The organism is Micromonospora sp. NPDC047762, assembly GCF_043204655.1.
Lineage (GTDB): Bacteria > Actinomycetota > Actinomycetes > Mycobacteriales > Micromonosporaceae > Micromonospora.
On the sequence record NZ_JBIDCQ010000001.1, the window covers coordinates 698,527 to 720,581 of the forward strand.

Sequence of the window (22,055 nt, forward strand, 5' to 3'; positions counted from 1 at the left end):
TCGGGGGTGGGTGCGGGTGCGTTGCCCGGCGACGGGTGCAGGGGTACGCCCGTCGTTCCGCGACAGGTGGGGGACGGTGCTGGGTGGGGACGGGTCGGACGGCCGGCGCGGCGTTGCGCCGGGACGCCCGGACCGGGTGCCCCCGCCGCTTCGGGCGGGGGCACCCGACCTAGCTGGAGTAGATCTCGAACTCGCTGAGCTGGCCGGCTGGCCAGCCGCTGTTGCCGGTGACGGTCAGCCGCAGGTACCGCTGGGTGGTCGCCGTGAAGGTCACGGTGACCGTGTTGCCGCTGGCCGGGTTGAAGCTGTAGCCGGCGGACGCCTTCAGCGTGCTGAACGTCGACCCGTTAGTGGAGCCGAGCACCGCCAGCGTCTGCGTACGCGTCTGCCAGGCCGATGAGGGTGGGAGCTTCAGCACGACCCGGGACACCGACCGGTCGGCGCCCAGGTCCACCGTCAGCGACTGCGGGAACGCGTTGTTGGCGCTCTCCCAGTAGGTGTTCGCGTTGCCGTCCACCGCGTTGGGGGCGGCGTACACGTCGGAGTGGCTGGTCTCGGTGATCGACCGTCCGGCCGCGAGGTTGCCGCTGGGCGGCGGCGTGGTCGGGGGCGGCGTGGTTGGGGGCGGTGTGGTTGGGGGCGGTGTGGTTGGGGGCGGTGTGGTCGGCGGCGGGGTGGTCTGGGTGCCGCCGTACACCTCGACCTCGGAGAGTTGCGCGGCCGGCCAGCCGCTGTTGCCGGTGACGGTGACCCGGATGTAGCGGCGGTCACCGGAGGGCACCCCGATCGACACCGTGTTGCCCGAGCCGGGGGCGAAGACCCGACCGGCGGACGACGCCAGTGTGGTGTACGACGAGCCGTCGGTGGAGCCGAGCACCGACAGGGTCTGGGTGCGTTGCTCCCAACCACTGGGCAGCTTGAGCGCCACCCGGTCGACCGACCGGGACGCACCCAGGTCGATGGTCACCGACTGGGGGAAGGCGTTGTTGGCGCTCTCCCAGTACGTCGACGCGTTGCCGTCCACCACGTTGGCGGCCGTGTAGCTCTGGTTGGTGCTGGTAGCGGTCGTCGACCGGCCCAGCGCCAGGTTCCCGCTGGTCGGGGGCGGCGTGGTGGGCGGTGGGGTGGTCGGCGGCGTCGTGGTCGGGGGCGGGGTCGTGGTGGGCGGCGGCGAGGTGGGTCCGCCACCCCACTGGGGGTCCGGCCACGGGCCGCAGTACGGGGTCGGGGTGTACCAGCCGGAGTTGCCGGAGCCCTGGGTGATCTGGAAGCCACCGCCCACGCAGTTGTGCATCGGGTTGCTCTGCGCGATGTTGGTGGCCCGCACGTTGGTGAAGGACACCTGGCTCGGTGCCTGCACCTGGAGCGCGTACGTGCCGGCGCCGTCGATCCGCACGTTGGAGAGGTTGATGCCGCTGGTCTGACCCTCGATCCAGTGCAGCGCCGCGTACGAGCTGTCCAGAATGTCGGTGTCGGTGATGTTGATGGTGGCCTGCTGGAACGACTCGTTGAGGGCGGAGAACCAGATCGCCCCCACTCCGAAGTTCCAGTTGTAGTCCGAGTTGCCGTTGCGGATCAGCGTGTTCCGGGCGATCGTCCAGGTGCCCCGGACCGCGGTGTCGCCCTGCACACCCGGATAGCGGTTCGCGACGTGGATGCCACCACCGTTGGTCAGCGAGTCGGCGGTCACGTTGTCGGTGATCTTGATGTCGCGACCGCCGTAGCTGACCAGGTGGTTCGCCAGCAGGGTCACGCCGATGGTGTTGCGGGTGAAGGAGTTGTTGACGTTCGGCACGCTCTGCGCCCACATCGCCAACGCGTCGTCACCGGTGTTGCGGACGAACGTGTTTGTCACCGTCGAGTTTGTCACCCCGGTGTGGAAGTTCACCCCGTCCGCGGTCTGGTCCAGGATCCGGCTGTTGCGGATGGTGAAGTTGTCCATCGGGCCGTCCATCCACGCCCCGACCTTCGTGTTCTCCAGCCAGAGGTTGTCCACCACCGAGTTGGTCATCGCGCCGCCCAGGGCGTTGACCTGGTCGTCGTCGACCCGTTCGCGGATGTCGCCGATGATGGCGAAGTCCCGCAGCGTGACGTTGCGGCTGGGCCCGTTCGCCTCGTGCGAGCGGACCGGGCCGGTGTAGCCGCCACCGGGAACGTACTTGCCGTAGATGCCGACGGACCTGTTCCGCTCGGTGGGGTGCCGGCCGCCGAGCACTGAATACCAGGGGCCCGCGCCGCGCAGAGTCACCCCGTCGACCACCACGTGATCCCAGAGGGTGAAGGTGCCGGTCGGGATCCAGACCGCCCGGCCCTGCGCCTTGCCGGCGTCGACAGCCGCCTGGAACTTCGCCGTCGAGTCGGTCGCGCCGCTCGGATCGGCCCCGAAGTCGGTGACCACGTCGATGACACCGGAGGGCTTGGCGATCGGCGCGACAAGCTCGAAGTCGGCCAGGTCGATGGTGAACGTGGGCGACTGCGCCGTCGAGGAGACCTGGAGCCGGATCTTCGTGCCGGCCGGCTGGGTGCTGCCGAACAGCGCCCGGGTCTCGTCGTAGAAGTGGTGCGGGTTGGTGTCACCCGGGTTGTTGTTGAACGGGTATCCGCCGTAGTACCAGCCGTACTTCGACGTCACCGGGACCGACTTCAGCAGGTTGCCGTTGGCCCGCAGGTCGATGGCGGCATCCCGGCCGGTGCCGGCCGAGTTGTCCGGCAGGCTGTAGCGGAAGGTGACAGCGTTGGCCGGGGCGGTGAGGGTGAACTCGACGTACTCACCGACGGCGTCCAGGGTGACCGCCTCCCGGCCGGACGCCTCGGACGGCAGCGTGCCGTAACGCCGGTCCGGGCCGATCTTCGTGCCGTTGTGGGCGACCTTCTCCGCCTCGTGCTCGATGAACGGCACAGTGGCGCCCCGGTTGGGGATGTCGAAGGGGGACAACCCCGCCGCGGAGGCCGGGGTCGCGGTGCCGGTGACCGCGAGGATGGTCACCGAGGTGGCGGCGAGCACTGTGGCGGAGATGGCGGCCAACAGTGCCCTGGTCGGGTGTCGAAGGTGGTGCGGGGTGCCGGTGGTGTGGTTGGCCATGAGCTGCGCTCTCCCTTTCGTCAGGCAGGCCAGATCCCCCCGTGTCGGTGCGGTGTCGCGCGTCCCCCTCGGTTCTCCCTTCCTGGGTGGCGTGGGGGGGGGGGGGCGGGGGGGGGCCCCCCCCCCCCCCCGGGGGGGGGGGGGGGGGGGGGGGGGGGGGGGGCGGGGCCGCCGCCACCACGGCGAGCAGAGTCAGGTCAGGCCGGGCCGTCCGCCCCGCGCGGCCCGTCGGTGGATTCGGCGGTACGCAGCCAGACCGCTGTGTCGGCCGGCAGCAACCCGTCGTCGAGCGGCCCGCTGGCCAGCAGCAACTCCCCCTGAGCTGGCATCGGTACCGGCGCGGCGGACAGGTTGACCAGGCAGGTGAAGCCCCCGCCACGGCTGAACGCCAACACCCCGTCCGGGGCGGGCAGCCAGGTCAGCTCGCCGTCACCGAGCGCCGGGTCGGCCTTGCGGGCCTGGATCGCCGCCCGGTACAGCTCCAGCATCGAGGCCGAGTCGCCGGTCTGCGCGCTGGCCGTCCGCTCCTTCCAGTCGGCCGGCTGCGGCAGCCAGGGCGCCGCGGCACCCTCGGGGCTGAACTCGAACGGCGGCTCGTCCCCGGCCCACGGCAGCGGTACGCGGCAGCCGTCCCGACCGGGGTCGATCCGGCCGGACCGCTCCCACATGGGGTCCTGGCGCATCGCGTACGGGATGTCCTCGACCTCGTAGAGGCCCAGCTCCTCGCCCTGGTAGACGTAGGCGGCACCGGGCAGCGACAGCGAGAGCAGCGCGGCGGCGCGGGCCCGGCGGGTGCCCAGCTCCAGGTCGGTGGGGGTGCCCTCGCGCTTGGCGGCGAAGCTGAACCGCGTGTCCGCGCGACCGTAGCGGGTGACGTGCCGGGTGACGTCGTGGTTCGAGAGCACCCAGGTGGCCGGCGCGTTGACCGGCGCGTGCGCGCTCAGCGTCCCGTCGATGCTCTCCCGCAGCGCCGCGGCGTCCCAGGCGCAGCCGAGGAAGTCGAAGTTGAACGCGGCGTGCAGCTCGTCCGGGCGCAGGTAGTTGGCGAACCGCTGCCGGTCCGGCAGCCACACCTCACCGATCAGCGCCCGGTCGGCGTACTCGTCGGCGACCCGACGCCAGCCCCGGTAGATGTCGTGCACGCCGTCGAGGTCGTGGAACGGGTGCGGCTCGTCCTCGCGGACCTCGGGCAGCGTCCCGTCCTTGACCAGGAGCCCGGCCGAGTCGATCCGGATGCCGTCCACGCCCCGGTCGAACCAGAACCGCAGGATGTCCTCGAACTCCTCCCGCACCCGGGGGTGGTCCCAGTTGAAGTCCGGCTGCTGGGGGGCGAACAGGTGCAGGTACCAGTCGCCGGGGGTGCCGTCCGGGTTGGTGGTGCGGGTCCAGGTCTCGCCGCCGAACTCGCCGATCCAGTCGGTGGGTCGCTCGTCGCCGTTGGGGCCCCGGCCGGGCCGGAACCAGAACAGGTCCCGTTCAGGCGCGCCGGGTCCGCCGGCGAGCGCGGCCTGGAACCAGGGGTGCGCGTCGGAGCAGTGGTTGGGCACCACGTCGACGATGGTCCGGATGCCCAGCGCGTGCGCCTCCGCGATCAGCGCCTCCACCTCGGCCAGGGTGCCGAAGACCGGGTCGATGTCGCGGTAGTCGGAGACGTCGTAGCCGGCGTCCGCCATCGGCGACGGGTACCAGGGGCTGAACCAGATCGCGTCGACGCCGAGCGCGGACAGGTGGTTCAGCCGGGACCGGATGCCGGCGATGTCTCCGATGCCGTCGCCGTTACCGTCGGCGAAGCTCCGGGGATACACCTGGTAGATCACGGCTCCACGCCACCACGGACTTCTGTCAGCTGTGGACACGAGCACCTGCTTTCTGCGTCAGTACGTCGGCGGGTTCGCCGGACCTGGTCGTGTGTCGGGCGAACGGTCGTTGTTCGCCGCGCGGAAGGATGCGGTGGTGGTTATCCCTTGATGCTGCCCGTGGTCAGACCGGACATGATGTTCCGTTGGAAGATCAGGAAGATGATGACCGTCGGGATCGCGGCGATGACCGACGCGGCGATCACCACGTTCATCGGTGTGCCGCCGGCGAAGGTGTAGATGCCGACGCTCACCGTCCGGGTCTCGGGCGAGGGCATGACCAGCTTCGGCCAGAGGAAGTCCTTCCACACCGCCGTCACGGCGAAGATCGAGACGACGCCGAGGATGGGACGCGACAGCGGCAGGATGATCGACCAGAGCGTACGCAGCGACGACGCCCCGTCCATGAGGGCGGCGGCCATCAGCTCCTCGGGGATCGAGTCGAAGAACCGCTTCAGCAGGAAGATGTTGAACGCGTTGGCGACCATCGGCAGCCAGATGGCGAACGGCGAGTCCAGCAGGTTGATGTGCAGGATCGGCAGGTCGAGCACCGTCACGTACTGCGGCACGATGAGGACCATCGCCGGGATCATCAGCGTCGCCAGCATCAGGCCGAGGATCGCGTTGCCGAAGATCGGCCGGAGCTTGGACAACGAGTACGCCGCCGCGCTGTCGAAGACCAGTTGGAACAGCACCGCGCCGATCGCGTAGTAGAAGGTGTTGAACAGCAGCTTGGCGAGGGCCAGGTTGTTCCAGGCGTCGATGTAGTTCTGCGGCTGCGGGTCCTTCGGGAACAGCGAGGGTGGTGTCTGCGCGATCTCCTGGCCGGACTTGAGCGCGCCGGTGACCATCCAGTAGAGCGGGCCGAGGAACACGAGGGTGAACCCCGCCACGACGATGACCAGCAGCGTCCAGTAGATGACCTTGCCGCGCCCCCGGCTCAGCTGGGAGTGGGAGATGAGGGTCCGGGTTCCGGAATCCTGTGCCATTCCTCGCCGTCCTAGTCCTGTTTCGCAGTCAGCCGCACGTACACGGCGGAGAAGCCGGCCAGCACCACGAGCATGATCACGCCCAGCGCGGCGGCGCCGTTGAGGTCGTTCTGGAAGAACCCGTGCTGGTAGATGAGGTACGCCACCGAGGTCGCGGAGTCCTCCGCGCCCGCACCGTTGGCGAGGATCAGGGGCTCGATGAAGAGCTGCATGGTGGCGACGATCTGGAGCATCGCCAGGAGCGCGAGGATGAGCCGGGTCTGCGGGATCGTGACGTGCACGATCCGCCGCCAGATCCCGGCGCCGTCCAGCTCGGCGGCCTCGTAGAGCTCGCCGGGGATGTTCTGCAACGACGCCAGGTAGATGAGCACCGCGCCGCCCATGTTCATCCAGGTCGACGCGACCACCATCGCCGGCATCGTCATCTCGGGCGACTGCATCCACTGCGAGGTGGGCAGGTGCAGCGCCTTGAGGATCGCGTTGAAGAGCCCGGCCTCGCTGGGGTCGTACGCGTAGAACTTGAAGAGGAACAGCGCCGAGGCCGGCGGCAGCATCACCGGCAGGTAGACCAGGATCCGCAGGTACCCCTTGGCGTGGCGGAACTCGTTGAGCAGGATCGCCACGAAGAACGGCACCACGTAGCCGAGGGCGAGGGCGAGCACCGTGAAGTAGAAGGTGTTCTGCCAGGCCGTCCAGAAGCTCGGGTCGGCGATGATGCGGGAGTAGTTGTCCCAGCCCACCCAGGTGGTCTCGCCGCGCCGGGTCCGCTGGAAGCTCATGACGATGCCGCGGACCATCGGGTACCAGGAGAAGACGACGAAGCAGAGCACCGCCCCGATCAGGAACGCGTGACCGGTCAGGTTGTCCCGTACCTTGCGGCCGAGGCTGGTGCGCTGCGGCCTCGCCGAGTACGGCGACGGCGGGCGGCCCGGTTTCCTGCGGGTCTCCGGGACGGTGGTGATCGCCAAGGCAACTCCTGGGTGAGTCGGTGACGTCGACGGCGCGGGGTGAGGAGTGTGGGGGCCGGGTCGGCGTACCGGCCCCCACACGATCGGTCAGCTCTCGGCGGCGAGGAGCTGGTTGACCTTCTCCTCGGCGGTCTTGAGCAGTGCGTCGATGTTCGAGTTCGGGTTGGTCAGCACACCCGACATCGCGGCATCGAGCACCGCGTAGACGGCCTGTGCGTTGCGCGGCTCACCCTTGATCGGAACCGGGGTCGCCTCGAAGAGCGCGAAGTTCGTCGTGTCGACGTTCGCGTTCGCCTTACGCAGCTCCAGCTCCTGCTTCTGCGCGTCACTGCCGTTGGCGAAGAGCAGCGGCTGGGGCAGACCCACCGGGTAGTTCTGCGGCTTGGCCCGGACGTAGTCGAACTGGCCCTTGCCCGGGGTGAGCTTCTGGTACGCGACCCACTTCAGACCGGCCTTGACCTGCTCGGGAGTGAGGTCCTTCTTGAAGAAGTAGCCCTCGCCACCACCGAGCGTCCCCTTCGCCGCGCCGTCCTGGCCGGGCAGCGGAGCCATCGCCCAGTCCTGGAACTTGCCCTGGAACTGGCTGACGATCGCCTGGGTGGCGTCCGGCGCGCCGATGAACATGCCGACCTTGCCCGCGCCGGCGTTCGTCAGCAGGTCGCCCCACTGGAGCAGCTGACGGGCGCCCATGCTGTTGTCGCCGTACCGCATGTCCTTGAGGTTCTGCAGGACCTGCTTGCCCATGGGGTTGTTGAAGTCGGCCTTCTTGCCGTCCTCGCTCAGCACCTTGCCGCCCTGCGAGTAAAGCAGGGAGGTGAAGTGCCAGCCGCCGGTGTTGCCGGCGCTGTACTCGGAGTAACCGGCGATGCCGTTGCCGAGCGCGGAGATCTTCTTGGCGGCGGTCCGGACCTCGGCCCAGGTCTTGGGCGGGCTGTTCACGTCCAGCCCGGCCTGCTGGAACAGGGCCTTGTTGTAGACCAGACCCATCGAGTAGTTCTTCACCGGAACGGCGTAGAGCTTGCCGCCGTCGGTGAAGACCTCCTTGAGCGCCGGGTCGACGCTGTCCCAGGTCGGGACCGTGTCCTTGTTGGCGTACTGGCTGATGTCCATCGCCTGACCGGAGTCGAGCACCTGCTGGAGATCGGTCATGTACCCGTAGAACACGTCGGTCACGGTGCCGCCGGCGAGGCGGGCGGTGAAGTCCGGCGGGTTGTTGCACTGCTCGCCGACGCTGACGCTCTTGATGGTGATGTCCGGGTTCTGCTTCTGGAACTCGGCGACGTCGTCGTTCCAGTTCTTCAGCAGCTCCTTCTGGGCGCCGACCGGCTGGCAGTCGACAGTGATGGTGACCTTGCCGCTGGCGTTCGAGCCCTTGTCGTCGCTCTTCGTGGAGCATGCCGTGAGGCTGAGCCCCAGGCCGGCCACGAGCGCAACCGCCGCAGCCTTTCGGTAGTGCGGTACGGACATCTGTCCATCCCTTCGGGAACGGGTGACTCCAATGACCTTCGCTGATCTGCGGTGATACGACCTGACGCCCAGTAGCTGCGTCGGAGCCAGGTGTGAGTGGAGTCACTGTAGCGAGGCCGACTCATTTCGGCAAGGTATCGACGCTGTTCCGAAAGGACACGACGTGGTTACGACAGATGTTGGCAAGACGCTGAAAGAGGCCCGACTTGTTGGCTATTGATGGCCTATGACCGGTCATTCGGCCCGGTCGATGCCGACGGCGGCGAGCAACGACGAAAACGGCCGCCGACCGCGAGAGGCGGTCGACGGCCGAAGCGTCGTTCGGTGTGGTGCCTAGCGGCGGGGGGCGGGCGCGGTGGAACCCCGCACCACCAACTCCGGCTCGAACAGCAGCTCGTCCTGGAGGACGCCGGCACCCTCTATCTGGGTGACCAGCAGATCCACGGCGGCCTGCCCCATCGTCTCGATCGGCTGCCGCACAGTGGTCAACGGCGGATCGGTGCACGTCATGAAGGCGGAGTCGTCGAAACCCACCACCGACACGTCGGCCGGAACCGAACGGCCCAGCCGGCGGGCCGCCCGGATCGTGCCCAGCGCGAGCACGTCACTGGCGCAGATGATGCCGGTCACGCCCCGCTCGACCAACTTCGTCGCGGCGACCCGCGCTCCCTCCAACGAGAAGCTGGAACGCTCGACGCACTCGGCGTCGCCCTCGTCCCAGCCGGCAGCCTGGGTCATCGCGTCGAGCTTGCGCCGGGACGGCACATGCCCCTCCGGGCCCAGCACCATGCCGATGCGTTCGTGCCCGAGCGAGCGCAGGTGCCCGTACGCCTGCTCCACCGCCACCGCGTCGTCGGTGGAGACCCGGGGAAACCCCAACTCGTCAACGCCGGCGTTGACCAGCACCACCGGAAGGCCCCGGTCGGTGAGCCGACGGTAGTGGTCGTGTCGGGCGTCGGTGAGCGCGTACGAACCGCCAGCGAAGATCACCCCGGAGACCTGGTGGTCGAGGAGCATCTCCACATAGTCCATCTCGGAGACGCCGCCGATGGTGCGGGCACAGAGCGCCGGGGTGTAGCCGCGCTGAGCGAGAGTGCCGGTGACCACCTCGGCCAGCGCCGGGAAGATCGGGTTCTGCAACTCGGGCAGCACCAGCCCGACCAGCCGGGCGCGCTCGCCGCGCAGCTTGGTCGGCCGCTCGTAACCGAGCACGTCCAGCGCCGTGAGCACTGCGGTGCGGGTCGCCTCGGAGACCCCGTCACGGCCGTTGAGCACCCGGCTGACGGTGGCCTCGCTGACGCCCGCCTTCTTGGCAACTTCAGTCAACCGCTTGGTCACGACCGCAATGATACGTCACCTGCATGAAAGAAATGAACAGCAATCTGCCTGTCGTTTGCTGGTCGGCTGCCGCATTCTTCCCACCGCCGACCATTCCGACCGCCACGACCCGCAGTGGTGACGCCGACGCGATTCAGACGGTCATGATCGACTCGGTTTCAGTGATGTCGCGCGGTTTCAATGCCCCGGATACCCCGACTCCCGCAACGCGAGTGGATCATGCTCCGCCGCCGCACGCAGGGCAGCGCGGGGCCCGGAGCGCGGTGGCCTTGGGTGAGGGCAGGGGTCAGGACAGGTCTTGTAGAGCGGTTTCGATGGCCCGGTGGAAGGTCGGGTACGCGTAGATCATGTGCCGGAGCTGACTCAACGGCACCGCCGCGTGCACCGCCACCACCAGCGCGGACAGCACCTCGCCGCCGGCCGGACCGGCCGAGGTCGCGCCGATCAGCACGCCCTGGTCGGCGTCCGCCACAACCTTGATGAAACCGTCGTCGCCGACCCGGTGGATCCAGCCCCGCGTCGAACTGCTCAATTTGGTGAAACCCACCTGCACGTTGATGCCGCGTTCGCGGGCCTGCTGCTCGGTGAGCCCGACCGCGCCGATCTCGGGATCGGTGAAGGTCACCCGGGGCAGCGCGCGGTAGTCGGCTCGCGGGATGGTGCCTGCTGACCCACTCGATCCGCTGGCGGCCAGCGAACTGGACGCGCCCATCGCTCCGCCGACCACGCTGGAGGTGCCGCTGGCGTCCGCGCCCGCCTTCGCCTGCCGGGCGCGGGCCAGGATGTCGGCGATGACGATCCCCGCCTGGTACATGGCGATGTGCGTGAAGGCACCCTCGCCGGTGATGTCGCCGACCGCCCAGACGTGGTCGGTGACGTGCAGACGGTCGTCCACCGGGAGGTAACGCTGGCTGGCGTCCAGGCCGATCGTGTCCAGACCCAGCTCGGCGAGGTGGGCCTTGCGGCCGGTCACCACCAGCAGCCGGTCGGCGGTGAACTCCGCGCCGCCGCCACCGTGCAGGGTGAATCTGGTCCCGTCGTGCTCGACCCGTTCGGCGCGTACCCCGGTGTGGATCTCCACGCCGTCCGCGCGCAGCGCCGCGGCGGCGACCTCGGACGCCTCGGGTTCCTCGATGGCCAGCACACGGTCGAGCGCCTCGACCACCGTGACCCGGACCCCGAAGCGGGCGAAGACCTGCGCCAACTCCAGGCCGATCGCGCCGCCACCCAGCACGAGCAGCGTCTTCGGCAGTTCCTCGACCTCGATCGCCTGGTGGTTGGTCCAGTACGGCGTGTCGGCCAAGCCGTCGATCGGCGGCACCGACGGGCGGGTGCCGGTGCCCAGCACCACCCCGTGGCGGGCCTCGAACACCTGGTCACCGACGCGGACCCGGCGTGGACCGTCGAGCCGACCGCTGCCCCGCACGAGTCGGCCACCCTTGCCGACGAACCGCTCCGCCGCGACAGTGTCGTCCCAGGTGTCGGTGGCTTCCTCGCGGATCCGCTTCGCCACCGGTGCCCAGTCCGGCTGGACCTGGGCCGTCCCGGCGAGCCCGTCGACCCGGCGAGCCTCGGCGAGCGCGTTTGCGGCTCTGATCATCATCTTGCTCGGGATGCAGCCCCAGTACGGGCATTCGCCGCCGACGAGATCCCGTTCGACGCCGACCACGCTCAGGCCGGCCTCGGCAAGTCGCTCGGCCACCTCCTCGCCGCCGACCCCGAGCCCGACCACGACCACATCCACCAGCTCCGGTTCCGCCACACCGAACAGCATCCCCCAGCGACACCACCCCAACCACCGGGGTCGCCGGAAAAGTCGGCACGCCCACCGGCCCCGGACGCCTACCGTGGCCGGATGCACGCACGCTTCGCTCCGGTCCGGGACTGCTTCCACGACCTGCTCGCCTCCGGCCGGGAAACCGGCGCCGCCCTGACCATCTGGTACGACGGGCAGCCGGTCGTGGACCTGACCGGCGGCTCCCGCCGCGGCCACGGGCCGGGCGGCGAGCCGTGGCTGCCGGACTCGCTGGTGAACGTCTACTCGGTCGGCAAGCCGGGGGCCGCGCTCTGCCTGTTGCTGCTCGTCGACCGGGGCGCTGTCGATCTCGACGCGCCAGTGGACCGGTACTGGCCGGAGTTCCGCACTCCCGCCACAGTGCGTCAGGTGTTGTCGCACACCGCCGGCCTGCCGGCCTTTCCGGTGCCGCGACCGGCCAGCGCGGTCGCCGACTGGGCGCTGCTCACCGGCGACCTGGCCGCCGCCGACCCCGAGTGGTCGCCGGGCACTGTCGCCGGGGAACACGCCTGGACGTACGGGCACCTGGTGGGCGAGGTGGTCCGCCGCGTCGACGGGCGGTCGGTGGGCCATTTCCTGGCCGAGGAGATCGCCGACCGGTGGCAGCTCGACCTCGGCTTCGGGCTGACCGAGGCGGACCAGTCGCGCTGCGCGGACCTGCGGTACGGCGACCCGGGGTGGCCGACCCGGGCGCTCGGTGAGCCGGGCTCGCTGCGGGCGCGGGCGCTGGGCAACCCGGCCGGCGGGCTGGACCTGGCCGTCCTGAACAGCCCACTGTGGCGCAGCGCCGAGATGCCGGCCGTCAACCTGCACGCCACCGCTCCCAGCCTGGCCCGGCTCTACGCCGGCCTGCTGGCCGGTGGTGTCCTGGACGGGGTCCGGCTGTTCAGCCCGGAGCTGGTCGCGGAGGCGACCCGGGTCCAGTACGACGGGCCGGACCTGGTGTTGGATCGCGACGCCCGCTGGACGTTGGGTATGCAACGGGAGCCGGACGGCAGCTGGGGCATGGGCGGCATCGGCGGCAGCAGCGCATGGGCCGACCCCGAGCGCGGCTACACCTTCGCGTACGCCACGGCGCACCTCGCCGAGCACGACCGGGTCGACGAACTGGTCGAGGTGTTGCACTCGGTGCTCTGATCAGCGCAGCCAGACGGGGTCGGTGCCGGGCACCGAGAGGGGCGGCGGGTAGTCGAGCGTCTGGCGCAGGGCCTCGGGCAGCCGCCACGGCTGGTGGATGGCCTTGCCCTGCACCGCGGTCAGCTCCGGCACCCACCGGCGCACGTAGTCGCCGTCCGGGTCGTACCGTTCGGCCTGCCGGACCGGGTTGAACCCCCGGTAGGGCTTCGTGTCGTTGCCGGTACCGGCGACCCACTGCCAGTTGCCGGAGTTGTTGGCCACGTCCCCGTCGAGCAGCCAGCGGAAGAAGACCGCCACCCCGGACCGCCAGTCCTGCCCGAGGTGCTTGGTCAGGTAGCCGGCGGTGATCAGCCGGGCCCGGTTGTGCATCCAGCCCTGGGCCAGCATCTGCCGCATCCCGGCGTCGACGATCGGCATCCCGGTGCGTCCCTCGGTCCAGGCCGCCAACGCGTCGTCGTCGTAGCGCCACTGCTCGGTGGCACCCCGCCGGTACGCCGCGGTCGAGATCTCCGGGAAGGCGGCGGTGACCTGGTAGTAGAAGTCCCGCCAGCAGAGCTGCCGGACGAACGGGCCGGACCGGTCGCCGGCGCGGTTCGCCACCGCCAGCGGCGACACGCAGCCGAAGCGCAGGTACGGGCTGAGCCGGGAGGTGTCGTCGCCGGCCATGTCGTCGTGCTGATCGCCGTACCGGTTCAGGTCGGGCAGCCAGTCGGTGAGCCGCTGGCGGGCGACCCGCTCGCCTCCGGCGGCAGCGTCGGGCGAGTCGCCGCTCGGCAGCGCCGGCAACCGACCCACGCGTACCCGGTCGGGCAGCGCGATCCGCCGAGGCGCGGCCAGCTCCTCGCGCCACCGGTTGGCCGCCCAGGCCCGGTGGTACGGGCTGAACACCCGGTAGTGGTCGCCGCCGCCACCGGGGCGCAACGCTCCCGGCTCGACAACCGTCAACCCGGGAAACAGGCGCAGGTGCAGCCCATGCCGCTCGCACTCGGCGCGTAGTCGCCGCTCCCGGCGGCCGGCGTAGTGGCTGACGTCGGCCGAGAGCGCGACGGCGGTGGCCCCGACCTCGTCGGCCAGCCGGATCGTCTCGGCCACCGGGTCGCCGTGCCGGACCACCAGGTCGCCGCCACGCTCGCGGAGTTGGTCGCGCAGGTCGGCGAGGGCCTGGTGCAGGAAGCGGGTGCGGTTGGCGGAGAGGTCGGCCAGCGCCGGGTCGAGCACGTACAGCGGCACCACCTGGTCGAACGCCGCACAGGTGGTGGCCAGCGCCGGGTGGTCGTTCACCCGCAGGTCGCGGGTGAAGAGCACGATCGCCGTACTCGCGGTCACCGGCTCTCCGGCTGGATCGTCGGCCCGGGGATGACGACCGGCGTACCCGTCGAGGTGAGCAGGGCCCGCGCGGCCACCGCCATCCGTCGCCGCTGCGGCACCAGGGCCCGCTGGACGAAGACGTCGTAGTCCTGCGCGGCCACCTCGTCGAGGATGCCGCCATAGAGGGCGTACGCGGTGCGCATGCAGGCCTGCGAGGCGGGCGCCAGCATGGTGATGCCCGGTGCGGCGGCGGCGTAGTGCGCCTGGGCGCGGGTCACCTCGTACTCGATCAGCTCGCGGATCCGGGGGGTGACACGGCCCCGGGCGCGGGCCTCGGCCAACTCCTCGCGGGTGACCCCGAACTTCGCCATGTCCTCGTCCGGCAGGTAGGTGCGGCCCCGGTCGAGGTCCTCGGCGACGTCCCGGATGAAGTTGGTGAGCTGGAAGGCGAAGCCGAGTTGCCGGGCCGGCTCCCGGGCTGCCACCGGGTCGGAGCTGCCCAGGATCGGCAGCATCATGGTGCCGATGACCGCCGCCGAGCCCTCCATGTAGTCGAGCAGGTGGTCGTAGGTCGGGTACGCGGTGACGGTCAGGTCCATCGCCATGCTCTTCAGAAACGACGCAAAGTCGTCCCGGTCGAGATCGAAGACGGCGATCGTGTGCAGCACCGCCGGCAACAGTGGGTCGTCGACCGGCGCACCGTGCAGACCGGCCACGAACTGGCTGGCCCAGCGGTCCAGCAGAGCGGCCCGCTCGGCCGGCGGCAGGTCCTCGGTGCTGTCGACGATCTCGTCCGCGTAGCGCGTGAACCCGTAGAGGGCGTGCACATGTCGTCGTTTCCACGCGGGAAGCAGGCGGGTGGCGAGATAGTAGGTGCGGCCGTGGCGTTTGTGCAGCTCACGGCACCGGTCATAGGCAGCGGTGAGATCAGTTTCCACCGGCCCTCCTCCATTATCGACGCACCAATCGACGCAACTCGTAGCCTAGGGTACGCTCAGCCGCATGGCCAACGACGCAGTTGCGGGCAACGTGACCCGCGTGGCGCCGGCAGGGCCGGCCGACGGAGACGATCCGGTCCGCGCCGTTCTGGCTGCTTATACCCACGATCTGGTCACGGCGGTCGACGAAACCCTTGACACGTTCCTCACCGCCGAGGTCGACACCCTCAACGAGATCGACGCGTCGATGGGCAGCTTCGCCGCCACCGCGCGGGAAGCCGTCCTGACCGGCGGCAAGCGGATCCGGTCCACGTTCGCCTACTGGGGCTGGCGCGGGGCCGTCGGCGGCACCGCGGCGCTGCCACCGGTGCTGCCCGCGCTGGCCGCGCTCGAGCTGCTGCACACCTTCGCGCTGGTGCACGACGACGTGATGGACGCTTCCAAAACCCGCCGTGGCCGGCCCACCGCCCACGTCGCGCTCGCCGAACAGCACGTCGCCGCCGGCCACCGGGGAGATCCCGGCCGGTTCGGTGAGGCAGTCGCCGTGCTCATCGGCGACCTCTGCATGGTCTGGGCCGACCAGTTGCTGGCCCACGCATCGGTGCCGTCGAGCCGGCTCTTCGAGGTGCGCCGCTGCTACGACCAGATGCGGGTCGAGACGGTCGCCGGGCAGTATCTCGACGTGCTCGGTGAGAACGACCCGGCCAGCTGGTCGGTCGACCGGGCGCTACGGGTGGCCCGCTACAAGACCGCCAGCTACACCGTCCAGCGACCACTGCTCTTCGGCGCCTGCCTGGCCGGGGTGCCCGCCGACGACCCGCTGGTCTCCGCGTACACCCGCTACGGCCTGGCTGTCGGCGAAGCGTTCCAGCTCCGCGACGACCTGCTGGGCGTCTACGGCGACCCGGCGGCCACCGGCAAACCGGCCGGGGACGACCTGCGCACCGGCAAGCCGACCACGCTGCTCACGCTGGCCCGTGAGCTGGCCACCCCGGCCCAGCTCGCGGCGTTGGAGCGGGCCGCCGACGGATCGGTCGACACGTTCGCCGAACTGGTCGCCGAGACCGGCGCGGTGACCCGGGTGGAGCAGATGATCGCCGAGCGGGTCAGCGACGCGCTGGCCGCGCTCGACGCCGCACCCGTGGACCAGACGGCGCGCACCGCGTTGACCGGGCTGGCCACCGCCGCTGCCAACCGGCGGGCCTGATGAGCGACTTGAGCGAGGAGGTGGTCACGTGCGGACGGTGACAGGACGGACGGACCGGGTGGTGGTCGTCGGGGCCGGGCTGGGCGGGCTCGCCTGCGCGCTGCACCTGGCCGGCAGCGGTCGACAGGTGACGGTGCTGGAACGCGAGCCGGTGCCCGGCGGGCGGGCCGGACGCCTCGGCGTGGACGGCTACGAGTTCGACACGGGCCCGACCGTGCTCACCATGCCCGACCTGATCGCCGAGGCGCTCGGCGCGGTCGGCGAGGAGCTGCACGACTGGCTGGACCTGACCCCGCTCGACCCCGCCTACCGGGCGTACTACCCGGATGGCTCGACCCTCGACGTGCTCACCGACACCACCCGGATGGCGGCCGAGATCTCCCGGGTGTGCGGGCCCCGGGAAGCCGACGGCTACCTGCGGTTCGTCGAGTACGCGCGAGAGCTGTGGCGGCTGGAGCGCACCGACTTCATCGAGCGCAACCTGGACGCGCCGACCGACCTGATCACCGGCAACCTGCTCAAGTTGCTCAGCGGCGGAGCCTTCCGACGCCTCCAGACGAAGATCAACCAGTTCTTCCGGGACCCGCGTACCCAGCGGATCTTCTCCTTCCAGGCGATGTACGCCGGCCTCGCGCCACACGACGCGCTGGCCATCTACGCGGTGATCGCGTACCTCGACTCGGTGGCCGGGGTCTACTTCCCACGCGGCGGCATCCACGCGGTCTCCAGGGCGATGGCCGGCGCGGCCGAGAAGCACGGCGTGCAGATCCGGTACGACACCACAGTGACCCGGGTGGAGACCGTCAACGGCCGCGCCACCGGCGTGCTCACCGCCGACGGCGACCTGGTGCCGGCGGACGTTGTGGTGCTCAACCCCGACCTGCCGGTCGCCTACCGGGACCTGCTTCCCGCCGCGCCGCAGCGCCGGCTCACCTACTCGCCGTCCTGCGTCGTTCTGCACGTCGGCTCCCGACAGGCCTATGCGAAGATCGCCCATCACAACATCCACTTCGGGCGCGCGTGGAAGGGCACCTTCGATGAGGTCATCCGACGGGGTGAGCTGATGACCGATCCGTCGCTGCTGGTGACCAACCCCAGCCGGACCGACCCCGCGGTGGCCCCACCGGACCGACACACCTACTACGTGCTCGCCCCGGTGCCCAACCTGCACCGGGCACCGTTCGAGTGGCGCGGCGACCTGACCCAGCGCTACACCGACCAGCTCATCGGCACCCTGGAGGAGCGCGGCTACGTCGCCTTCGGAGCCGGGGTCGAGGTGCTCCGGGCGATCACCCCCGCCGAGTGGGAGGAGCAGGGGATGGCCGCCGGCACCCCGTTCGCCGCCGCGCACACCCTCTTCCAGACCGGCCCGTTCCGCCCGTCCAACCTGCACCGCGACCTGTCGAACGTGGTCTTCGTCGGCTCCGGGACCCAACCCGGCGTCGGCGTACCGATGGTGCTCATCTCCGGCAAGCTCGCCGCCGGCCGGATCACCGGGGAAGGCCGATGAGCAGCCGCGAGAAGCACCTCGTCGAGCTGGTCGACGAGACCGGCACGGCCCACGGCGAGACGACCGTCGCGGCCGCGCACCAACCACCGGGGCAGCTGCACCGGGCCTTCTCGGTGTTGCTGGTGGACCCGGACGGCCAGGTGCTGCTCCAACGCCGAGCCGCCGCCAAGACCCGGTTTCCGCTGCGCTGGGCCAACTCCTGCTGCGGCCACCCCCAGCCTGGCGAGTCGCTCGCCGAGGCGGCCAACCGACGGCTGAGCGAGGAGTTGGGCGCGGGCCCGGTCGAGCTGACCGAGGTCGGCGTCTACGTCTACTACGCCGAGGACCCGGCGACCGGTCGGGTCGAGTTCGAGTACGACCACGTGCTGCGCGGCGAGTTCCTGCCCGGCGCTCCGCTGCTGCCCGACCCGGACGAGGTGGCCGAGCTGCGGTGGGCCGACCCCGCCGCGTTGGAGGCCGAGTTGAAGCTCGATCCCCGGTCGTACGCGCCCTGGCTGGGCGGGGTGGTGAACCGGCTGCTCCGCCCCGCGGAGTCCCGGTCGGGCGCAACCGGCCCGGCCATGACGCTGCCCGGATCGTCGGCGGATGACACGGCGGAGCGGTCGGGTGGTCGATGAGGCGCTGAGCGCGGGCGCCGTCGCACGTCGGTTGGGGGTCGCGGTGACGACCCTCCGCACCTGGCACCAGCGCTACGGGCTCGGGCCCAGCGAACACATCCCCGGTCACCACCGCCGGTACACACCCACCGATCTGGCCCGTCTCGAAATCATGCGACGACTCACCGCCGAGGGAGTGAGCCCCGCCGAGGCGGCCCGCTGGGCCCGCCAGGCACCGGACCCGATGCCCAACGGCACCGTCGCCCCCGCCCGGATCCACCCGACCGGCCGGGACGGCGGCGGCTCCATCCCGGTCGGCCGTGCCGGTCCGGCGGCCCGCGGCCTGGCCCGGGCTGCCATGCGACTGGACACGGCGGCGATCAGCGAGACGATCGCGCACGCCCTGGCCACCAACGGGGTCGTGGCCACCTGGGAGGGCCTGCTGCGCCCGGTGCTCGCCGGCATCGGCGAACGGCACGCCGCCACCGCCGGCCTGATCGAGGTGGAACACCTGATGTCCCGCTGCGTCTCCGAAGCGCTCGCGGCGGCCAGTCGGGCCAAGGTCCCCACCGGGCCGGCCCGGATCCTGCTCTCCTGCGCCGACGAGGAACAGCACACGCTGCCGCTGGAAGCGTTGGCGGCAGCCCTCGCGGAGGCCGGCGTCAGCTACCGGATGCTCGGTGCCCGGGTGCCGGTGGCCGCTCTCGTCGAGGCGGTCAACCGGACCGGACCCGCCGCCGTGGTGCTCTGGTCGCACACCCGGGCCACCGCCGACCCGACCCAACTCAGCGCGCTGCTCGCTGCCCCCCGGCGCCCGTTGCTGGTGCTCGCCGCCGGCCCCGGCTGGCGAGCCGACACACTGCCCGCCGGGGTGGTGCGGCCGGTCGACCTGGCCGAGGCGGTCTCGCTCTCCACCGCCGTCCGCGACTCCCTGGACCAGTCGAGGCGTGACTGATCGCACTGTCGCCGGATCGCGGCGTGAACTACCGTCGGGCGGGTCCGCCTACCCCGACCCTCCGGGAGCGAGCAGATGCAAGCCCGCGCCATCCTGGCGTCCGTCCTCGCCGTGGCGCTGCTCCTGTCCGGCTGCGCCCAGCCAACCCGCACCATCACACCCGCCGCCGCTCCGAAGCCGGTGGAATCGACACCGCCGCCCACCCCGAAACCGCACCCCAGCGTCACCAAGCCGGCCAAGCCGCCACTGCGGCCGCTGCCGGCCAAGCTCCCCTCCGGCCTGGGGCGCAACACCGGCGTACGCCCGGTGGCCCTGACGTTCGACGACGGGCCCAGCCCGGCCTGGACACCCAAGGTGCTCGACCAGCTGAAGGCCGCCAAGGTGACAGCGACCTTCTGCGTCGTCGGTCGCGAGGCACAGCGTCACCCGGAGTTGGTCCGGCGGATCGTCCGGGAGGGACACCAGCTCTGCAACCACAGCTGGCGACACGACCTCGAGCTCGCCCGTCGACCCGTCGGCGAGATCCGGGCCGACCTGGACCGCACCAACAAGGCCATCCAGAAGGCCGTTCCCGGCGCGAAGGTGTCGTTCTACCGGCAGCCCGGCGGCCGGTGGACGTCGGAGGTGGTCAGGGTGGCCAAGGACCTCGGCATGCGTCCACTGCACTGGTCGGTAGACCCGCAGGACTGGGACAAGCCGACCGCAGCCACGATCGGCAAGCGTGTCCACGCCGCCACCCGGCCCGGTGCGATCGTTCTTCTGCATGACGGAGGCGGTGATCGGGCCGCGACACTCGCCGCATGCCCAAAGATGATCGCCGATCTGAAGCAGCGCTTCGGCATCACCCGACTCCGCTAGAACCGCCCTGACCTGCTGTTATTGCCCGTCCCAAGCCCCTGCCGACACCGATTTTGTCGACCGACGGAGCATCACGTATGCTTTCGAAGCCTCCGGCGGGGCCGGATGGGAGCAAGTCCGCTTGAAGTTGCGAGTGTGCAATGATGGCGGGGCCGCCCTCATCGTCTAGCGGCCCAGGACGCCGCCCTTTCAAGGCGGTAGCACGGGTTCGAATCCCGTTGGGGGCACGACCGGCGAAAGCCGGGGCAAGGCCGGTGCAAGCCGGAGCAACACAAGCTAGGTCCTGTGGAGCAGTTGGAGTGCTCGCCGCCCTGTCAAGGCGGAGGTCGCGGGTTCAAGTCCCGTCAGGACCGCAGCGCTGACGCCGCGCCCCGCGCGGCGTTCTGCGTATCGGAGCAGGTCGCCTTGCCGCCGGTTCGTCCGGTTGCCGGGTAACATGAGCCGAGCGACACGGCCAGGTAGCTCAGTTGGTACGAGCGTCCGACTGAAAATCGGAAGGTCGGCGGTTCGACCCCGCCCCTGGCCACATAGCCTTTCGCCGGGCTACAGAGATCCCCACCAGCGGATACGCAGGTGGGGATCTTGCTTTGGCGAGCGTGATCAACACCACTTTCTGAAAGTCGCGGCGTTCCGGCTGGCGCGACACCGCGTATTCAAGGAAACCGAGTCGATCATGTCTGCGGTCGCCTCCGCATCAGGGCAGCGCGGCGGGCGTGCCGCATTGCCACGCGGCGTCAGTGGTCGCGGCGACCCTGCGAGCGATGCTGGGCCACGCCGCCCTGGATCGCCTCCCACACGCTGCGTCCGGCCTCTCGCAGCGTCTCCCCCGCCTGCTCGGCGAACTGGGCTGCGCTCTGCGCCGCAGCCTGCGCCGCGGCCGGCAGACCACCGTCGCCGCCACCGGACGGGCTCGGACCCGACCCATCCGACTGCTTGCGGGCTTCTTCGGTGCGACGCGGACCCTCGTGCCGCTGACCTTCCGAACCATGGGCAGCCGGCGGGCCGGTCTCCGGACGCTGGCCCTGCGAACGCTGGCCCTCCTGCTGCTGCCCCTCCGACTGTGGACTGCGCGGACGCTGGCCCTCCGCACGCTGCTCCTCCGACTGCGGGTTCTGCGGCTCACGGCCCTCCGGAGGCTGGCCCTCCGGACGCTGACCTTCCGGCTGCGCCTGGTCGGCCGGTCCTGGGCCACCGGCTCGCGGTCCAGGACCGCCGGCACCCGGTCCTGAGCCGACCGGACCAGCCCCGGATCGACCCGCATCCGGCCGACCCGCATCCGGCCGATCCGCATTCGGCCGGTCAGGACCCGGTCGCCCACGGCCCGGCTGATCCAGCTCCGGCTGATCGAGACCATGGCGATCGGGGCCATGGCGATCGGGACCCGGCTGACCGGAGCCCGATGGCCGACCTGGACCAGTCCGGTCGGAGCCCAGCCGGTCGCGGTCGACCACCGGGCTGGCCGCGCCGACCTGCCGGCTCGGCTGGTCGCGGACGTCGTCCGAGCGTCGACCCGATGCCTTGATCTCCGCTGAGCCTGCGGCCAGCTGCTGGGCGCCGCGGTTCATGTCGTCGACGGCGGTGCCGGCCGTGCGCGCGAGCGTCTCGATGATGTGTGGGTTGTGGTCGAGTGTGTCGAGCGCGCGGCCCAGGATCCTGGTCAACTGCTCCAACCGCACCCGCAGCTGCGCCTCGGCGTTCACCCCGTCGATGTTCAACTCGCCGCCGTTGAGGTGCACCCGTACGCCGGCGTCGACCTGGAGCAGGTTGGCCACCCGGGCCCGCAACGACAGGTCGGCCTCCAGACCGTCGACCGCCAGTCGGATGGAGTCGACGGTGACCTTCGGAATGTCGAGCAGGACGTCCGGGTCTGCGGCGTCGTCGACGGTCCGGTCCGGTCCTCGTTGCTGCGCGTTCTCGCTCATGATCTCCCGCCCGCCCGCACGAAAGTCCCGGTCGTCCGCGCGGTTACCCGCTTTCCAGCCGGGCATCCCGTCCGTGACGACTCGACGACCCTCTGTCTGGAACCGGGCACCGCGCGAAGCTGCACACCG

General features: G+C 70.7%; 16 protein-coding genes and 3 tRNA genes. 9 read left to right on the forward strand and 10 right to left on the reverse strand.

Annotated features, from left to right (window positions below):
• Positions 1-169 precede the first annotated feature (169 nt).
• The 7 genes from ACGF3C_RS03455 to ACGF3C_RS03485 form a co-directional block, all read right to left on the reverse strand.
• A complete protein-coding gene (locus ACGF3C_RS03455; RefSeq protein WP_393218368.1) occupies positions 170-3,082 on the reverse strand; it encodes a discoidin domain-containing protein in 2,913 nt (970 codons plus the stop codon).
• 197 nt (positions 3,083-3,279) lie between these two features.
• A complete protein-coding gene (locus ACGF3C_RS03460) occupies positions 3,280-4,899 on the reverse strand; it encodes a glycoside hydrolase family 13 protein (RefSeq protein ID WP_357225632.1) in 1,620 nt (539 codons plus the stop codon).
• 140 nt (positions 4,900-5,039) lie between these two features.
• Positions 5,040-5,927 carry a carbohydrate ABC transporter permease gene (locus ACGF3C_RS03465; protein WP_355004735.1) on the reverse strand — a complete coding sequence of 296 codons (888 nt, stop codon included), beginning with the start codon at positions 5,925-5,927 and terminating at the stop codon, positions 5,040-5,042.
• 11 nt (positions 5,928-5,938) lie between these two features.
• Positions 5,939-6,895, reverse strand: a complete 957-nt coding sequence (locus ACGF3C_RS03470) for a carbohydrate ABC transporter permease (protein WP_393218372.1) — start codon at positions 6,893-6,895, stop codon at positions 5,939-5,941.
• 87 nt (positions 6,896-6,982) lie between these two features.
• Complete coding sequence (locus ACGF3C_RS03475; RefSeq protein ID WP_357225628.1) at positions 6,983-8,362, reverse strand: sugar ABC transporter substrate-binding protein; 1,380 nt, start codon at positions 8,360-8,362, stop codon at positions 6,983-6,985.
• Between the two features lie 333 nt (positions 8,363-8,695).
• Positions 8,696-9,700 carry a LacI family DNA-binding transcriptional regulator gene (locus tag ACGF3C_RS03480; protein WP_357225626.1) on the reverse strand — a complete coding sequence of 335 codons (1,005 nt, stop codon included), beginning with the start codon at positions 9,698-9,700 and terminating at the stop codon, positions 8,696-8,698.
• 286 nt (positions 9,701-9,986) lie between these two features.
• Positions 9,987-11,474, reverse strand: coding sequence for a dihydrolipoyl dehydrogenase family protein (locus tag ACGF3C_RS03485; protein WP_393218376.1), 1,488 nt, complete (start codon positions 11,472-11,474; stop codon positions 9,987-9,989).
• 81 nt (positions 11,475-11,555) lie between these two features.
• Between ACGF3C_RS03485 and ACGF3C_RS03490 the strand changes: the two genes are divergently transcribed.
• The gene (locus ACGF3C_RS03490) at positions 11,556-12,632 is read left to right on the forward strand and encodes a serine hydrolase domain-containing protein (protein ID WP_393218379.1); all 1,077 of its coding nucleotides are present in this window, start codon (positions 11,556-11,558) and stop codon (positions 12,630-12,632) included.
• On the opposite strand, the gene ACGF3C_RS03495 is transcribed toward ACGF3C_RS03490, so the two are convergent.
• Together ACGF3C_RS03495 and ACGF3C_RS03500 are read right to left on the reverse strand one after the other, a co-directional pair.
• Positions 12,633-13,958 carry a cryptochrome/photolyase family protein gene (locus tag ACGF3C_RS03495; RefSeq protein WP_393218382.1) on the reverse strand — a complete coding sequence of 442 codons (1,326 nt, stop codon included), beginning with the start codon at positions 13,956-13,958 and terminating at the stop codon, positions 12,633-12,635.
• Positions 13,955-14,878: a phytoene/squalene synthase family protein gene (locus ACGF3C_RS03500; RefSeq protein WP_357225614.1), complete on the reverse strand. Its 924-nt coding sequence runs from the start codon at positions 14,876-14,878 to the stop codon at positions 13,955-13,957. The genes ACGF3C_RS03495 and ACGF3C_RS03500 overlap by 4 nt, the downstream gene beginning before the upstream one ends.
• A 64-nt stretch (positions 14,879-14,942) precedes the next feature.
• Here ACGF3C_RS03500 and ACGF3C_RS03505 point away from each other — a divergent pair, with 64 nt between their 5' ends.
• The 8 genes from ACGF3C_RS03505 (at position 14,943) to ACGF3C_RS03540 (ending at position 20,530) form a co-directional block, all read left to right on the forward strand.
• A complete protein-coding gene (locus ACGF3C_RS03505) occupies positions 14,943-16,085 on the forward strand; it encodes a polyprenyl synthetase family protein (RefSeq protein ID WP_357225610.1) in 1,143 nt (380 codons plus the stop codon).
• Between the two features lie 28 nt (positions 16,086-16,113).
• Complete coding sequence (crtI, locus tag ACGF3C_RS03510; protein WP_393218386.1) at positions 16,114-17,595, forward strand: phytoene desaturase family protein; 1,482 nt, start codon at positions 16,114-16,116, stop codon at positions 17,593-17,595.
• Positions 17,592-18,212 (forward strand): isopentenyl-diphosphate Delta-isomerase, encoded by a 621-nt coding sequence (gene idi, locus ACGF3C_RS03515; protein WP_357225607.1) that lies wholly within the window; start codon positions 17,592-17,594, stop codon positions 18,210-18,212. Before crtI ends, idi begins: the two co-directional genes overlap by 4 nt.
• A complete protein-coding gene (locus tag ACGF3C_RS03520; RefSeq protein ID WP_357225634.1) occupies positions 18,202-19,146 on the forward strand; it encodes a MerR family transcriptional regulator in 945 nt (314 codons plus the stop codon). Before idi ends, ACGF3C_RS03520 begins: the two co-directional genes overlap by 11 nt.
• Positions 19,147-19,221: 75 nt before the next feature.
• Positions 19,222-20,004 (forward strand): polysaccharide deacetylase family protein, encoded by a 783-nt coding sequence (locus tag ACGF3C_RS03525; RefSeq protein ID WP_357225604.1) that lies wholly within the window; start codon positions 19,222-19,224, stop codon positions 20,002-20,004.
• Positions 20,005-20,158: 154 nt separating this feature from the next.
• Positions 20,159-20,231, forward strand: a tRNA-Glu gene (locus ACGF3C_RS03530).
• Positions 20,232-20,283: 52 nt separating this feature from the next.
• Positions 20,284-20,357 (forward strand) — tRNA-Asp (locus ACGF3C_RS03535).
• A 99-nt stretch (positions 20,358-20,456) separates the two neighbouring features.
• Positions 20,457-20,530: transfer RNA gene (locus tag ACGF3C_RS03540), tRNA-Phe, on the forward strand.
• A gap of 208 nt (positions 20,531-20,738) precedes the next feature.
• On the opposite strand, the gene ACGF3C_RS03545 is transcribed toward ACGF3C_RS03540, so the two are convergent.
• Positions 20,739-21,926 (reverse strand): hypothetical protein, encoded by a 1,188-nt coding sequence (locus ACGF3C_RS03545; RefSeq protein ID WP_393218391.1) that lies wholly within the window; start codon positions 21,924-21,926, stop codon positions 20,739-20,741.
• Between the last annotated feature and the right edge of the window lie 129 nt (positions 21,927-22,055).

Coding starts and splice junctions, on each gene's coding strand:
- ACGF3C_RS03455 (WP_393218368.1), bottom strand. CDS start 3,082: ATGGCCAACCACACCACCGGCACCCCGCACCACCTTCGACACCCGACC.
- ACGF3C_RS03465 (WP_355004735.1), bottom strand. CDS start 5,927: ATGGCACAGGATTCCGGAACCCGGACCCTCATCTCCCACTCCCAGCTG.
- ACGF3C_RS03475 (WP_357225628.1), bottom strand. CDS start 8,362: ATGTCCGTACCGCACTACCGAAAGGCTGCGGCGGTTGCGCTCGTGGCC.
- ACGF3C_RS03485 (WP_393218376.1), bottom strand. CDS start 11,474: ATGCTGTTCGGTGTGGCGGAACCGGAGCTGGTGGATGTGGTCGTGGTC.
- ACGF3C_RS03490 (WP_393218379.1), top strand. CDS start 11,556: ATGCACGCACGCTTCGCTCCGGTCCGGGACTGCTTCCACGACCTGCTC.
- ACGF3C_RS03505 (WP_357225610.1), top strand. CDS start 14,943: ATGGCCAACGACGCAGTTGCGGGCAACGTGACCCGCGTGGCGCCGGCA.
- idi (WP_357225607.1), top strand. CDS start 17,592: ATGAGCAGCCGCGAGAAGCACCTCGTCGAGCTGGTCGACGAGACCGGC.
- ACGF3C_RS03525 (WP_357225604.1), top strand. CDS start 19,222: ATGCAAGCCCGCGCCATCCTGGCGTCCGTCCTCGCCGTGGCGCTGCTC.
- ACGF3C_RS03545 (WP_393218391.1), bottom strand. CDS start 21,926: ATGAGCGAGAACGCGCAGCAACGAGGACCGGACCGGACCGTCGACGAC.